This window comes from Actinoplanes philippinensis (assembly GCF_900113015.1).
GTDB lineage: Bacteria > Actinomycetota > Actinomycetes > Mycobacteriales > Micromonosporaceae > Actinoplanes > Actinoplanes philippinensis.
Genome location: NZ_FONV01000016.1, coordinates 25541 through 39810 on the forward strand (window position 1 = coordinate 25541; position 14270 = coordinate 39810).

Here is a 14270-nt window from a genome sequence, read left to right on the forward strand (position 1 = left end):
CTGCCGATGATGAGCCCATGAACCTGTGGTCACCCCGTGCGCTGCCGGTGGCGGCGGCCGTTCTGGGCGTGCCGACACTGCTGGCGCCGGAATCGGTGGTGGCGCGTCTGACGTACCCGGCGGCCTTCTGCGTCGTGGTGGTGTCGGCGTGGCTCGCGACCCGCGCGGAGACCGGCCACCGCCTGTCCCGGGCGCTCGTGGCGGGCGCCCTCACGGTCTGGCTGGCCGGTGACCTGGTCTACTCGGCGCTGACCCGGTGGTTCGGTGAGCCGGGCGACGTGTCGCTCGCCGACGCGTTCTGGATCACGGGCTATCCGCTGCTGGCCGCCGGACTGATCATCATGGTCCGGCGGCGCACGTCGTCCGGCCTGCGGGAGGCCACGCTCGACGGCCTGGCCATGGCGACCGTGGTCGGGGTGCTCTTCTGGCGGTTCATGGTGCAGCCGGAGATCACCGGCGACACCATGTCGGCGGCGGAGATCATCGGCACCTTCTACCCGCTGGGCGACGTGCTGTTGTTCGTCGCCGGTGCGCTGCTCGTCCTCGCGCCGGGCGTCCGCGGCGGCGCGACCGGCTATCTGCTGGCCGCGCTGGCCGTCACGCTCGCCGGCGATGTGGTGATCACGGTGCTGCCCGCGGTTCTGCCGGATTTCGACACCGGGCGCCTGGACGCTCTGCTGCTGCTGGCGAACAGCCTGTTCGCCGCCGCGCTCTGGAACCGCGACATCGAGCGGCCCGCCGATCGGCGGACCGGCCCGGAACGGGTGCACGCGGCCCGGCTGGTCTTCCTGGGTGTCGCGCTGATCGCCCTGCCCGTGCTGAACCAGCTGAACGACCGGGACGACGGCGCGCTGGGCCACACCGTCTCGTGGACCGCCTCGATCCTGCTCAGCACGATCATCTTCGTACGGTTCGTCCTGGTCGTCCGCGAGCAGGAGAAGGCGCGGACGGCGCTGGCCCACCGGGCGGCCCACGACGAGCTGACCGGCCTGGTCAACCGCCAGGAGCTGTACGCCCGGCTCACGCTGGCGTTGCAGCACGGCGCCGAGCCGGTGGTGCACTTCCTGGATCTCGACGGGTTCAAGGCGGTCAACGACCGGTACGGCCACTCCGCCGGTGACTTCGTCCTGGCCGAGGTCGCCCGGCGTCTGCTCGGCCAGACACGGCCCACCGACATCGTCGCCCGGCTCGGTGGCGACGAGTTCGTCGTCGTCACCGAGGACGTCACCGGGGCCGGTGACGTGCCGCAGCGGCTCCGCGAGGCGGTGGGCGCCGAGATGTCCTTCCGTGGCCATCGCCTCCGGGTCGGTGTCAGCATCGGTGTGGTGTCGGCGGCCGATCTGAGCCGTCCCGACTCGGACCTGCTGCTGGGCACCGCGGACGAGGCGATGTACCGGCAGAAGCGCACGCACCGGCACACCGCGGCCGGCCGGACGGCGTAGGCGATCCGGCTGCCGGGATCCGCTGCGGTAGGTGCCAGTTTCTGTCACCCTCTCCGGGCAGAATCGGCGTCATGCCGACGACCTCCGCCCGCCTGCTGTCGCTGCTGTCGCTCCTGCAGGCCCGCCGGGACTGGCCGGGCGCGCTGCTCGCCGACCGTCTCGACGTCAGCCTGCGCACCGTTCGCCGGGACGTGGACCGGCTGCGCGAGCTGGGCTATCCGATCGCCGCGCTGAAGGGTCCCGACGGCGGCTACCGGCTGGGCGCCGGCGCCGATCTGCCGCCGCTGCTGTTCGACGACGACCAGGCCGTCGCGCTGGCGATCGCGTTGCAGATCGCGGCGACGACGCCGGGCAACACCACCGGCGAGGCGGCCGCCCGGGCCCTGCACACGGTCCGGCAGGTCATGCCGTCCCGGTTACGGCACCGGATCGATGCGGTACGGGTGACCGCCGCCGACCGCCCGGCCGAGCAGCCACCGCCCGGCGTGCTGGTGGCGATCAGCGCCGCCGTGCACGCCCGTGCGGTGCTGCGGTTCGATTACGGCGACGAGGTGCGGCGCGCCGAGCCGCACCACCTGGTGACCCGGGGCGGCCGCTGGTATCTGATCGCCTGGGACCTCGACCGGGACGGCTGGCGCACCTTCCGTGCCGACCGGATGTCGCCGCGCACCCCGAACGGGCCCGGGTTCACCCCGCGCGAGCTTCCGGGCGGTGACGTCGCCGGATACGTGACCGGCGTGTTCCGGGGCGCGGTCGACGCCTCCGGCGACTGGCCGTGCCGGGGCACGGTGATCCTGGACCGGCCGGCCGCGTCGGTGGCCCCGTTCGCCGGTGACGGTGTCGTCGAGGAGCTGGACGACGGCCGCTGCCGTCTCACCCTGGGCTCCTGGTCGTGGACCGGGCTGGCGGCCGCGATCGCCCGTTTCGACGCCGACTTCACGGTCGTCGCCCCGGCCGAGCTGGCCGGGGCGGTGATCGCGCTGGGCGAGCGGTTACGACGAGGCGGGCGCCAGGCCGTACTCCCGGAGCTCGCTGATCCGCTCCGGCGCGACCGGCCGTGAGTAGAAGAAGCCCTGCCCGTACTCGTAGCCGAGCAACCGCACCAGGTCGCGCTGCTCCTCGGTCTCGATGCCCTCGGCCACCGACCCGAACTCCAGGGCCGCCGCCATCTGGCTGACCGCGTTGGCGACCGCCCCCTGCCGGCTCACCGTGGTGATCGACTCGACGAACGAGCGGTCCAGTTTCAGCGAGTTGACCGGGCAGGTGAGCAGCAGGCCCAGCGACGACGCGGCGGTGCCGAAGTCGTCCAGGGCCAGTTTCACCCCGAGCGCCCGCAGCGCCTCCATCGTGCGTTGCGACTCCTCGTCGTCGACGACGGCGGTCTCGGTGACCTCGATGACGAGGCTGCCGGGCGGCAGGCCGGTCTCGGCGAGGACCTCCGCGACGTCGGCGACCAGGTTCGGGTCGCGCAGTTGCGGGCCGGCCACGTTGACGCCGACCTGCAGCGGGGTCTCGTCGGGCGCCTCGGCCATCCAGGCCGCGCCCTGCCGGCACGCCTCCCGCAGCACCCAGCGGCCGATCGCCACGATCTGGCCGGTGCGCTCGGCGATCGGGATGAAGTCGACCGGCGACAGCACGCCGAGATCCGGGTGGTTCCAGCGGATCAGCGACTCGACACCCGTCAGCCGGTCGTCGGCGAGCCGCATGATCGGCTGGTAGACGAGGGTGAACTGCCCCAGCTCGACGGCCTGGTCCAGCTGCCGGATCAGTCCCGCCTCGGCGCTGACCCGGGCGCCCATCTCGTCGGCGTACCCGATCCACATGCCCTTGCCGCGACGTTTCGCCTCGTACATGGCGATGTCGGCGTTGGCGAGCAGCGTCGACGGGTCGTCGCCCGCGCGGGCGCCGGTCAGGCCGATGCTGGCCTTCACCCGTATCGTGTGCTGCGCCACCACGATCGGTGCGGCGAGGCGGCGCAGGATCTGCGCGGCGACCACCTCGGCGCCGACCGGCCCGGTGCCGGGCAGCAGCATCGCGAACTCGTCGCCGCCCATCCGGCACACGATGTCGTCGCCGCGGACCGCGTCCCGCAGCCGGGACGCGACGATCACCAGCAGCGCGTCACCGGCGGCGTGGCCCATCGTGTCGTTGATCGTCTTGAAGTCGTCCAGGTCGATGAGCAGCAGCGCCGAGTCGGCGGTCAGCAGGCGGGCCATCTCGGCGCTGAAGTGGGTGCGGTTCGCCAGGCCGGTCAGCTCGTCGAACGATGCCTGCTCGCGCAGCTGCGCCTCCTGGTCGCGCAGGTCGCCCAGGGCCACGTCGAGGCGGCTGATCAGGCTCATGTTGTCGTGGAAGGCGACCAGCTGACGGCCGGCCACCAGGCAGGTGATCACGACGACGCCGACCGTCGCGCCGACCAGCTGCGACGACGCGGTGTCCGGCAGCATCAGGAAGAACACCACGAAGGTGACGGCGATCATCCCGTACGGCAGGAGGCTGTAGGGGCGGCGCTTGGCGGTGTACCGCGGGTCGCCGGCGCGCAGGACGATGACCTGGATCCACGGGCCGACGGCGATCAGGACGCTGGGCAGCAGGCGGATCGCGTACACGTACGCATGGTCGAGGGTTTGGAAGTCGCCGGGCAGCAACGTGCTGACCCCCTGGACCATCGCCGCGGAGACCATCGGCCAGGCGGCCATCCGCGCCATCGGCGGATGCCGGATGAGCGCGACCTTGGTCGCGGAGAACGTCGCGACCAGCACCAGCGCCGCCGTGACGCTGGCGTTGACCCGGTCGGTGTGCGCGCCGTCGAGCGGGTTGAACGCGAAGCACCAGGCCACCACGCCACCGCCGACGAGCACGGTGGCCGCGTCGAGCCAGAAGACGAACCGCTCACGGGCGGTGTTCAACCCCTGCGGGAAGATCAGGCAGGCGATCACGTTGCTGGTCATGCCGATGCCGAAGAAGACGGTCTGCACGGTGCCGCCGGTCAGCGACGGCACGCTGGGCGAGAGCAGGACCGACGTGCCATGGTACGTGTCACCGATGGTGAACGATGCTCCGGCGAAACTGATCATCGACCAGAATCGGCGATAGCGCTCGTCGGCGAGCCGCCGCAACCGCCACCCGCCGAGCGCGAGCGCCGCGTCGAGCGGCACCTGCGCCAGCCAGTACACCTGGACCTGACGATCGGGGTGCCCGCTGAGCAGCACGAACAGCACGCACGCGAGCAGGGTGAAGCCGACCAGCCCTCGCAGCACCGGATCACGGCGCAGGTGGTTGATCGGCCGCCCGGCCGGTCGTGTCTCGGTCAACGGTGTTCCTCTCCCCGGTTCTCCCCCGCCGTATCGGACGCCGGGCCCGCGATCCGAGGAGTCCGCGGGTCAAGACGAGATAAAGCCGGCCACCCGCCGCAGCCGCGCGGATGATCATGAATAGGATCCGGCGATGGGATCACGAGCGAACGTGGCGGTCCGGCGGGACGGCACGTGGGTGCACCACGGCAGCAACGGGCTGGGCTACAGCCTGGACGCCTGGCTCGCGCCGGGTCCGGAGCCGGCCCTGGCGATGTTCGGCACCGAGGCCTGGCCCGTGTGGGAGCCGGGCCAGTGGCAGTGGGAGTCGACCTGCGAGGCGGCCGCGCTGATCGACGTGGACGCCAGGGAGCTGCTCTTCTTCGTCGACATCGACGTGACCGGGCGGCTGGCTCTCCTGGAGGCGTACGGCCGGACGTGGGACGGGTGGACGATCCGCTGGGCGTACAACGGGCTGGCGGATGTGACCGACGCGCTCGGCCTGGACCGGTCGGTGCTGGACCGCGACCCGTGGGACAACACCGACCTGTTCAAGTGGCATCGTCCCGGGCCCGGCGAGCAGCTGGTCCTCGACCGGCTGATCACCGTCGGTGACGTGGCCTACGGGCTGGACCACAACGCCGAGGACCCCTGGACGGTCGGCCCCGCGCTGCTCGACCAGCTCGGCGATCTCCCCCGGGTGGACGCCCTGCCCGGGATGCCGCGGGGCGGCATGCATCTGGATCCGGACGGCCGCGCCGCGGGGGTGTGGTCGCTCGGCCCGGTGCACCACCTGACCGAGCGGTTCGCCGAGCGCTGGCCCGGCTGGACCCTTGAGTTCTGGGAGGACCGGCACGCCGGGCAGGCCGCGCGCAGCGGGTGGCGCTTCCCGGACCCGGCGGCCGGCGTCGACGACGCCATCCGGCGGCTCGGGGAGCGGGTGCTGGACCATTGGCTGCCGGCGACCCCGGAGAACCGGGACGAGTGGCCGAAAAGCACCCGCCTCGACCCGTTCTACGGCATGCGGGCCGCCGGACTCGCGTTCGACGGCCTGCAACGTATCGTCGATGTGCTGCTCGGGCCGGGCCGCGAGCCGATCGTCGTCGCGGAGTACGCGAAGAGGGTGCTCTGACCCGCCCGTCTCAGGGGCGCATCTCGTAGGCGCCGGCCAGGGCGAGGACCTGCTGCCAGACGGCGGCCTCGCGGGACTCGTCGACGACCGGGCGGCGGATGTGGGCCAGCGCCCAGGCCGCCTGCTCCGGGGTGGTGGCGGCCTTGCCGTGCAGGTCGGTGGCGTACGCGGAGAAGTCGCGGATCAGGATGGCGAAGATCTCGTCGAGCAGGTGGTCGTCGACACCGCCCTTCTCCAGGATCAGCTGTCCGTAGACGATCAGCGCGAACAGGTGCCCGACCGCGAGCAGGAAGTCGAGGTCCCGCTGCTGTTCCTCGCTGGGTGCGTGGGCGCGCAGCAGCTCGCAGAACCCGTCGGCCTGCTCCCGGAAACGGGCGACGTTCGGCAGGTCGGCGCGGCTGTCGTAGGCCGTGCGCCAGTCGTGGAACCGGATCGCCCCGAGCCCGCGCGCCGGGCCCTGCCGGAAGAGGAACTCGTCGTCGGCCGGGTCGTGCCGGGTCGGGACCGGCGCGTACTCCGCCGGGTTGAAGAGATAGTTGGGCATGAACTTGAGGATCAGCGCCAGGTTGACGTGCACGGTGCCCTCGAGCTTGGGCAGGCCGCGGATGTCCATGGCCGCCTTGTCGAAGTAGGTGTCCGCCTCGAAGCCCTTGGCCGCGATCACGTCCCACATCAGGTCGACGACCTTCTCGCCCTCGGTGGTGACCTTCATCTTCGTCATCGGGTTGAACAGCAGATAGCGGCGGTCGTCGGGTCCGGCGCTACGGAAGTAGTCGACGGCGCGGTCGCTGAAGAGCTTCATGGCGACGAGCCGGGCGTACGCGTCGGTCAGCTCCCGCCGTACGTGCGGGAACGCGGTGACCGGCTTGCCGTACAGGATGCGCTGGTGGGCGTGGGTGACGGCCTCGTACATGGCGTGCTCGCAGATGCCGATGGCAGCCGTGCACAGGTTGAACTTGCCGATGTTGACGGTATTGAGTGCAGCATCGAATGCACTCTTGCCGGTGTGCAGTACATCTACTGCATTGACTGGATAGTCGATCAACTCGAACGTGCTGACGTACATCTGTTTGTTCACCACGTTGCGGATCAGGTGGTAGTTCTCGTGCCGGCTGTCGGCGGCGAAGAACACGTACCCGTCCGGACCCTCGACGTCGGCGCGGCGGCCGAACACCGACACCAGGCCGGCGACGTTGCCGTTGCCGATGTAGTACTTGGTGCCGCTCGCGGTGAACCCGCCGTCCCCGGTCGGGGTGAGGATCATGTCGGTGGCGTAGATGTCGGCGCCGTGCCCGCGCTCGGACAGCGCGAACGCCATCACGTGCCCCTCGTCGAGCAGGTCGGCGGCCCGCTCGCGCTGGGTCTGGTTGGCGCTCTGCCAGACCGGCCCGAGTCCGAGAACGGTCACCTGCCACGTGTACCAGTAGTCGAGGCCGTAGAAGCCGAGGATCTCGCTGAGCGCGGCGTTGCGGGCGGTGTCCCAGCGCTTGTCACCGGTGCCGTCGGCGGCGGGCGTCAGGAACGTCGCGAACAGTCCCTCCTTCGCCGAGAACGCGAGGAAGTCGTCGTACCACGCTCGATCGATGTAGCTTTTGACCAGCGCTTTCTTGCCTCGCTCCTCGAAGAAGGCGACGAGGGCCCGCAGCAGCCGGCGGCTCTCGTCGTCGAGGTGCGCGGGGTCGTAGGTGTTCGGATTGAAGAGCACGAAACGGTCCTTTCAGAGTGCGCGGAGCGTGGCGAGGACGTCGTCGAGCCAGTCGAGCAGCATCCGCTCGTAGGCGATGCCGCCGCGCAGCACCACGTGCTGGAGCCGCTGCCCGACGTCCTCACTCTCACGATCAAGAAAATCCCTTTTTTCACCATTCACGTACGTGTAGAGCAGCGTCTCGTGGTCGGCGCGATAGCGCTCGACCTCGCTGATCAGCGCGGCGCGCCCGGCCTCGTCGGTGAACGCCGCCCCGCGGATCTTCACGGCCAGCTCGTGCCGAACCGCCTCCGGCTGCACCGGCGCCCGCAGCCACTCGACGAGAGCCCGCCGGCCGGAATCGGCCACCGAGAAGCTGCGCTTGTCGGGCCGCCGATCCTGCCCGATCTCCTCGGCGACCACCCAGCCGTCCACCTCCATCCGCTTGAGGACGCGGTAGATCTGCTGGTGGGTGGCGGTCCAGAACCGGCCGATCGAACGTTCGAACCGCCGGGCCAGCTCATATCCGGACCCGGGCCGCTCCAGCAGGGAGACCAGGATCGCGTGCTCCAGCGCCATGCCCGCATCATGCTATGCACATCGTTGCTGTGCAACTAGTTGCATATGGATGGGATGGTCGTCGCTTGCTGCGACAAGGCGTTGCGGGGCCCGGACAGCCGGTTACGCCCTGCGTCGACTCTCCCCGGTGATCGCTATTTCCCGTCAGCGCCGCCGGGCCAGACGCCGGCGCAGGTCGTCGAGGTAGTAGTCCTTCGCCAGGTCACGCACTCTGCCGGGCAGCCGCGGGTAGACGACCTTCGCCACGCCGAAGAAACCGTCGAACAGCCGCTGCTGCCGCGGTGACCAGGGGTAACCGAACTGTGCCCGGATCGGCTCCGGCAGCAGGCCGGCGGTGACCAGCCTGTTCAACGGCTTGGCCGGGCGCATCAGCAGCGTAAGGTTCCTCGGCCGCATCAGCGCCGCCGCGATCTCCCGTCCCTCGTCGCTGACCCGCAGCGTGGTCACGGTGCGGTCCCAGTAGGCGTCGAACCTGGCGCGGTCGGCCGGCCACGCGTCCTCCGGACAGCCGATCGACGTGGCGAGCACGCTGTACTGCCGGTAGCACTCGTCCAGTTCGGCCGGCGACAGTGGACCGAAGACCCGCTGGTAGATCAGGACCGCGGTGTCGTAGAGGGTGGCGTTGACCCAGACCTGCAGGCCCGGGTCGTCGGCGTGGTAGCCGGGGCCGGTCACCTTCCGGTGGATCGCGGCGACGGCCCGGCTGATCGCACGCCCCTCCGCCACGGTGCCGAAGAGCACGCCGAACACGTAACTCATCGTGGTGCGCAGCCGGTCCAGCGGGCGCTCGGCGAAGTCGCTGTGGTCGTGGACGCCCTGAGCGACGCCCGGGTGGGCGATCTGAAGCAGCGTGGCGCGGCCGCCCCCGGCGAGCAGAAGCCCTTCGCGGGCCACGCGCCGGATGACCGCGCTGTCGTCGAAGAGACCCTCATCCATCCCGAGAAGGTAAATCACGATTGAGGTGGCGGGATTGACCGAGGCGGTCTGAGCCCCGGCGGTTGAGGCAAGAAGAAGGCCGCAACCTGTAACAACTCGTTCGCAGGGGCGAGCACGATGCGGTCCGGGTGCGCCGGGCGTTGATCATCATGGAGTCCGGGAAGGGTGCGCGGGCCTCGGTTGGCCGGGCCGGGTGTGCTCGGCGCGCTCCCGGTGGTTACTCGCCCGAGTCCGCGGGGGGTCGGCCGACACTGTCGAGCCAGGACAAGAGGCGGCCGCCTTCCTCGAGGATGACGGTGGCGTCGCGCAAGACGTGTGCCAGCACGGCCATGCCCTCATACCTCGACAGCAGTGACAGCGCCGAGCCGTCCGGATCGTCCGCGCCGATCGCCTTGAACTGGTCGGCGATCCAGTCCAGCAGCCGGCGGAAGATAGCCGTGGCCTCGGCGGCCAGGGAGTCGTGGTCGCCCCGCTTACCGAGTTCGATCGCCAGCGTGGCGGTGGGGCAGCCGCGTCGGGCCGCTTGTTCCCGCTGGTCTATCCAGTCTTCGACCAGGCCCGCCAGCCGGGCTCGAGGATCGGCCTGTTCGGCCAGCCGGGCCAGAAGCGCGTCCTGGTACGCCCCGTGGGCCGCGACCGCGGCCTGGATCAGCGCGTCCTTGGTCTTGAAGTAGTAGTAGACGTTGCCGAGCGGCACGTCCGCGTCGCGGGCGATGTCGGCGAGCGTGGTCCGTTCCACGCCTTGTTCGTGAAATACCCGCACAGTGGCGTCGGTCAGCCGCCGCAGCTTCTCGGCGGCGCTCACGCGCTGGCCAGTGGAGTTAGTCACCCAACTGACTCTAGACACCGGGGACCGCCGCCGTCTAACGTCTGTCGTGTTAGTCAGTCAACTAACTTAGAAGAGGGATCGAACATGATCGCGGTAACCGGCGCTACCGGAACCATCGGGCGCACCCTGGTCAAGCTGCTGGCACCCGCCGGCGAAGAGGTGCTCGCCGTCTCGCGTCACGCCCAGCACACCCCTGACCTGCCTGGCGTGCGCTGGGCGCAGGGCCAGGTGGGCGACACGGCGGGGCTGCAGTCCGCCCTGCACGGCGCCCGCGCGGTGTTCGTGCTGCTCCCGGGCGAGCTCACCAGTCACGGCGAGGACCCGCGAAAGCTGATCGATGTCGTCGCCGCCGCGGGTCTCGAGCGCATCGTCTTCCTGTCGTCGCAGATCGCCGGCACCCGGCCACAGTCCGCCTCCCACTCCAGGCTCCACGAGTACGAACAAGCGGTCCGCGCCTCCGAGATCGGCTTCACCATCCTGCGTCCGACTGGCTTCGCATCGAACGCCCTCGGATGGACCGCGTCGATCCGCGCCCAGCAGACGGTCTACGCCCCCTTCGGCGACGTCGCACTGCCCGTGGTGGATCCCGACGACATCGCGGGCGTCGCCGCAGCCGCCCTCCTCGAGGACGGGCACGAGGGCCGCACCTACGTGCTCACCGGCCCGCAGCCCATCAGCCCCCGCGAGCAGACCGCGGCCATCGGCGAAGCGATCGGCGAAGACCTCCACTTCGTCGAGGTACCCCGCGAAGCCGCCCAAGCCGCCATGACGCAATTCATGGCCCCCGACATGGCCGCCGGCTCCCTCGACGTTCTCGGATCCCCACTGCCGGCCGAGCAAGCGGTCAGCCCCGACGTCGAAGAAGTGCTGCACCGGGCACCGGGCTCGTTCGCCAACTGGGCGGCCCGCAACGCCACGGCGTTCCGCTGACGCCCCACCCCGCGAATCCCTCCCACGGCGAGGCAGACTCTGCCGAGGACGTCGAGCTGGGACCGAAGCGCGGGCGTGTGTCCCGGTGGTCCACCACATCGGCTGACCATCGTGGCGCGCGAGGGACACCGCCCTGGCCTGCAAGCTGCAGCCATACCTGCGTTGGCGTCACGCCGGGGCCGGCCACCCCGACGTCCTGACCACCCGACGCCGCGAACGAGCCCGGGTCCGCAGCCAGCGTCAACAACGCTGGGGGCGAGCCCGGGCCAAGGCCACCAGACGGATCAGACCCGGCCATACGGCGCTGTTGAACCGCGTGGACATGCCCTTCAGCGCTGTTGGGCGCTGTTCGATGGAGCGCTTCCTGCGTGAAAGGAGTTCAGCTCGTGCTGTCATCTTCACAGTCTGATATGGCGCACTCCGATCAACTTTTCGGCGTCCCCGCCACCTGGTCAAGTGGAATGACCACCGTCTCGATCCACGACGGTGGAGGCTCGGCGCCCGCCCCGACCAACCCCGCGATCACCCGGACGCTGCCGGGCCGCCCTTCCGGCCACGGGGTGTGACCGTCGGTCAGGACGATGACGATGTGCGGGCGCTCCGGGCCACGCAGCGCCTGCTCGATGCCGACACGCATGTCGGTGCCGCCGCCCCCGGCCAGAACCACATCACCGACCGTGCTGGCCCGGCGAACCGCGTGCACGTCGGCGTCACACGCCAGCACGGTCACCCGGTCACGGCCGATACCGACCGCCCGCAGCACACCGGCGACCTCACCCAGCACCGCCCGCAGCTCGTCGTCACCCATCGACCCCGACGTGTCGACCACCACCGCCACCCGGGGCATCGGGCGGCGAAGACTCGGAAAGACCACACGGGGTACGGCCGACCCGCGCCGTGACGGCCGCTGATACGTGTAGTCCACAGCGCCCGAGGCCCACGACGCGGCCTCGCGGACGGCGCCGGTCAACGCCCGCCGCCAGTCGACGACCGGCTCCAGGATCTCGTCGGCCCAGCGCCGCCAGCCCTCCGGAATCCGGCCCTGGGCCTTGACGTGGGCGCGCATCTCGATGGCGGTCTGCCTCCGGATCGCCGCCGCCTCCACCGGGCTCACCCGCGCGGCGTCGGACACCTCCCACGGCATCGACCGGCCGTGCGCGCCGGAACCACACTCCGGAGGGTGCGGCGTCGGCGGGATGTCCGGCAGATACTGCTCGAACATCCGCCCGTCCGGCAGACCGAACATCGCAGGCCGCAACGCGGTCGCCGGGAGCGCCGCGATGTCGTCGTTGATCTCACAGTCCTGCGCGATGTTGACCCGATGATGATCATGACGGACCTCCGGCGCCAGCAGCCCTGCCCGCCCGTGATGGTCGCGCAGCAGGTGGGCGACCTCATGTACCCAGACCGCGGCGAGCTCGTGCACCGGAGTCGCCTCCACGAACGCCGGGTTCACATAGCAGCGCCAATACCGGTCGACGCCCATGGTCGGCACCTCGTAACCGGGCACCACGGTGAGGCTGTAAAGAGCCGACGCCAGGTACGGCTGGGCGCCGGCCGCTCTCAGCCGCGCGGCCAGCAGTTTCGTCCGGTCCAGAGCCCGCCCGGCATCACCCGCCATCACCCTGCCCGGCACCGGCTCCCCCACCGAAGCGTCCCGGGCCCGCAACACCGGCTCCCCCACCGAACCGCCCCCAGCCCGCGACACCGCCCCGTCCGCCGACGGCACGGCTCTAGCCGAACCGCCCCCAGCCCGCGACACCGCCTCATCCGCCACCGGCACGGCTCCCGCCGAACCGCCCCCGGCTCGCAGCACCGCCTCGACTGCCGACGGCACGGATCGCCCTGAACCGGCCCCGGACCGCGACCCCGCCTCGTCCGCCGACGGCACGGATCGCCCTGAACCGGCCCCGGACCGCGACCCCGCCTCGACTGCCGACGGCACGGATCTGGCCGAATCGGCCCCGGACCGCGAGCCCGCCTCGTCCGCCGGCGGCACGGATCTGGCCGAATCGGCCCCGGACCGCGACCCCGCCTCGTCCACCGGCGGCACGGATCTCGCCGGGCCGGTGGGCGACGGCTGGTCAGGAGCCACCGGTCAGCAATCCGGAGGCGGTGAGCACGCCGATGAACGCGTCGATCGAGGCCGGGACCGGCCAGGACTGGTCGCGCATGCGGGCCAGGTCGAACGCGGCCCGGGCGGCCACGTCGGGGACTCCGGCGTCGACGGCCTTGGCGAGCACCGTCCAGCCGGCCTCCCAGCGCTCGCGGGTCACCGTCGCCTCGATGGCCGCGACGACAGCGGTGAGGAACGCCAGTTGGCGGTCGCCGCGGTCGGGGAGGGCGAAGGCCGCCGGGTTGGCCAGGACCCGCTCCGGGTCGGGCAGGTCCAGCTCGTCCAGATAGGTGGTGAGCTCCAGGCCCGCGCCGTCGCCGACAGCGCCGATGATCGCGGTCGCCAGCGCCTCACGGCTGGTGCCCGCACAGAAGTGGAAGACGAGCAGACGCAACGCCATGTCCCACGTGCGCGGTGACGGCCACGCTCCGCCGCGGGCCTCGGCATCGGCCGGCAGGTGGTGGGTGAGGCCGGGACGCGCGGTGAGGAAACCGGCGATCACGCCGCGGGCCCGGGCCAGGGCGCTCGCGGCCCGAGCGGGGTCGACGGACGGGACCTCGATGCGTGGCCACACCCCGGCCAGGCCCCGGGCGACGACCCGCGGATCGTGCGCCCAGTGCAGGTGGACGAACCGGTTGGCCAGCGGTGGGCTCAGATGCCAGCCGTCGGCGGCCGAGGACGGCGGGTTGGCGGCGGCGACGATCCGCACCTCGCCGGGAAGGGTGAGGCTGCCGACCCGCCGCTCCAGCACCACGCGCAGCAGAGCGGCCTGCACGGCCGGCGGCGCGGACGACAACTCGTCGAAGAAGAGCAGGCCACGGCCACGGCGGGCGAGCCGGACCGCCCAGTCGGGTGGGGCCATCGGGACGCCCTGCACGGCCGGATCGTCACCGACGATGGGCAGGCCGGCGAAGTCGGACGGCTCGTGAACGCTGGCGATCACCGTCTCCAGCGGCACGTCGAGACCGTCGGCGAGCTGGGCGAGGGTCGCCGACTTGCCGATGCCCGGCTCACCCCAGAGCAGCACCGGCAGATTCGCGGCGACACACAACGCCAGGGCGGCGGCCCGGTGATCGGTGACCGGCTCGGTCCGGGTGACCCGGATCTGACGCAGCAGGGCGTCAGCGGCCTCCAGCCCGCCGGTCATACGTGCTCCTCAGCGGGTCCGTATGGACCGTGACCGCTCATCGTGACGCCTCCCCCAAGCCGGCTTGGCCGGGAGCATACGCGAGCCCACCGACATTTCCGGCCACGATTCGACGTCGGCCGGCAGCCGCTCCACCCGGGCCCAGCCAGGTACCGCCGATCCCGATCAACGAGTGCGTTCGC

11 protein-coding genes and 1 pseudogene are annotated in these 14270 nt (G+C 71.2%); 5 read left to right on the top strand and 7 right to left on the bottom strand.

The window, feature by feature from the left end:
* Positions 1-17: 17 nt before the first annotated feature.
* Complete coding sequence (locus BM290_RS36285) at positions 18-1442, top strand: GGDEF domain-containing protein (RefSeq protein ID WP_093620482.1); 1425 nt, start codon at positions 18-20, stop codon at positions 1440-1442.
* A 71-nt stretch (positions 1443-1513) separates the two neighbouring features.
* Positions 1514-2503, top strand: a complete 990-nt coding sequence (locus BM290_RS36290) for a helix-turn-helix transcriptional regulator (RefSeq protein WP_093620483.1) — start codon at positions 1514-1516, stop codon at positions 2501-2503.
* Here BM290_RS36290 and BM290_RS36295 read toward each other — a convergent pair.
* Entirely contained in the window at positions 2435-4756 is a 2322-nt protein-coding gene (locus BM290_RS36295; RefSeq protein ID WP_093620484.1) for a putative bifunctional diguanylate cyclase/phosphodiesterase, read from the bottom strand. The two genes, BM290_RS36290 and BM290_RS36295, sit on opposite strands and share 69 nt — an antisense overlap.
* A 133-nt stretch (positions 4757-4889) precedes the next feature.
* On the opposite strand from BM290_RS36295, the gene BM290_RS36300 reads away from it, so the two are divergent.
* The gene (locus BM290_RS36300; protein ID WP_093620485.1) at positions 4890-5867 is read left to right on the top strand and encodes a hypothetical protein; all 978 of its coding nucleotides are present in this window, start codon (positions 4890-4892) and stop codon (positions 5865-5867) included.
* Positions 5868-5877: 10 nt separating this feature from the next.
* Here BM290_RS36300 and BM290_RS36305 read toward each other — a convergent pair whose 3' ends face one another.
* The 4 genes from BM290_RS36305 to BM290_RS36320 form a co-directional block, all read right to left on the bottom strand.
* Complete coding sequence (locus BM290_RS36305) at positions 5878-7572, bottom strand: acyl-CoA dehydrogenase family protein (protein WP_093620486.1); 1695 nt, start codon at positions 7570-7572, stop codon at positions 5878-5880.
* A gap of 12 nt (positions 7573-7584) precedes the next feature.
* A complete protein-coding gene (locus BM290_RS36310) occupies positions 7585-8130 on the bottom strand; it encodes a PadR family transcriptional regulator (RefSeq protein WP_093620487.1) in 546 nt (181 codons plus the stop codon).
* 144 nt (positions 8131-8274) lie between these two features.
* Positions 8275-9066, bottom strand: a complete 792-nt coding sequence (locus BM290_RS36315; protein WP_093620488.1) for an oxygenase MpaB family protein — start codon at positions 9064-9066, stop codon at positions 8275-8277.
* A 217-nt stretch (positions 9067-9283) separates the two neighbouring features.
* Positions 9284-9871: a TetR/AcrR family transcriptional regulator gene (locus BM290_RS36320; RefSeq protein ID WP_239143994.1), complete on the bottom strand. Its 588-nt coding sequence runs from the start codon at positions 9869-9871 to the stop codon at positions 9284-9286.
* A 108-nt stretch (positions 9872-9979) separates the two neighbouring features.
* Between BM290_RS36320 and BM290_RS36325 the strand changes: the two genes are divergently transcribed.
* Complete coding sequence (locus BM290_RS36325; RefSeq protein WP_093620490.1) at positions 9980-10825, top strand: SDR family oxidoreductase; 846 nt, start codon at positions 9980-9982, stop codon at positions 10823-10825.
* A gap of 127 nt (positions 10826-10952) precedes the next feature.
* Positions 10953-11099, top strand: a pseudogene (locus BM290_RS50980) (IS630 family transposase); the annotation flags it as partial.
* Positions 11100-11249: 150 nt separating this feature from the next.
* Here BM290_RS50980 and BM290_RS36335 read toward each other — a convergent pair.
* Together BM290_RS36335 and BM290_RS36345 are read right to left on the bottom strand one after the other, a co-directional pair.
* A complete protein-coding gene (locus tag BM290_RS36335) occupies positions 11250-12533 on the bottom strand; it encodes a vWA domain-containing protein (RefSeq protein WP_239143995.1) in 1284 nt (427 codons plus the stop codon).
* Between the two features lie 376 nt (positions 12534-12909).
* Positions 12910-14088, bottom strand: coding sequence for an AAA family ATPase (locus tag BM290_RS36345; RefSeq protein ID WP_093620492.1), 1179 nt, complete (start codon positions 14086-14088; stop codon positions 12910-12912).
* Positions 14089-14270: the final 182 nt, after the last annotated feature.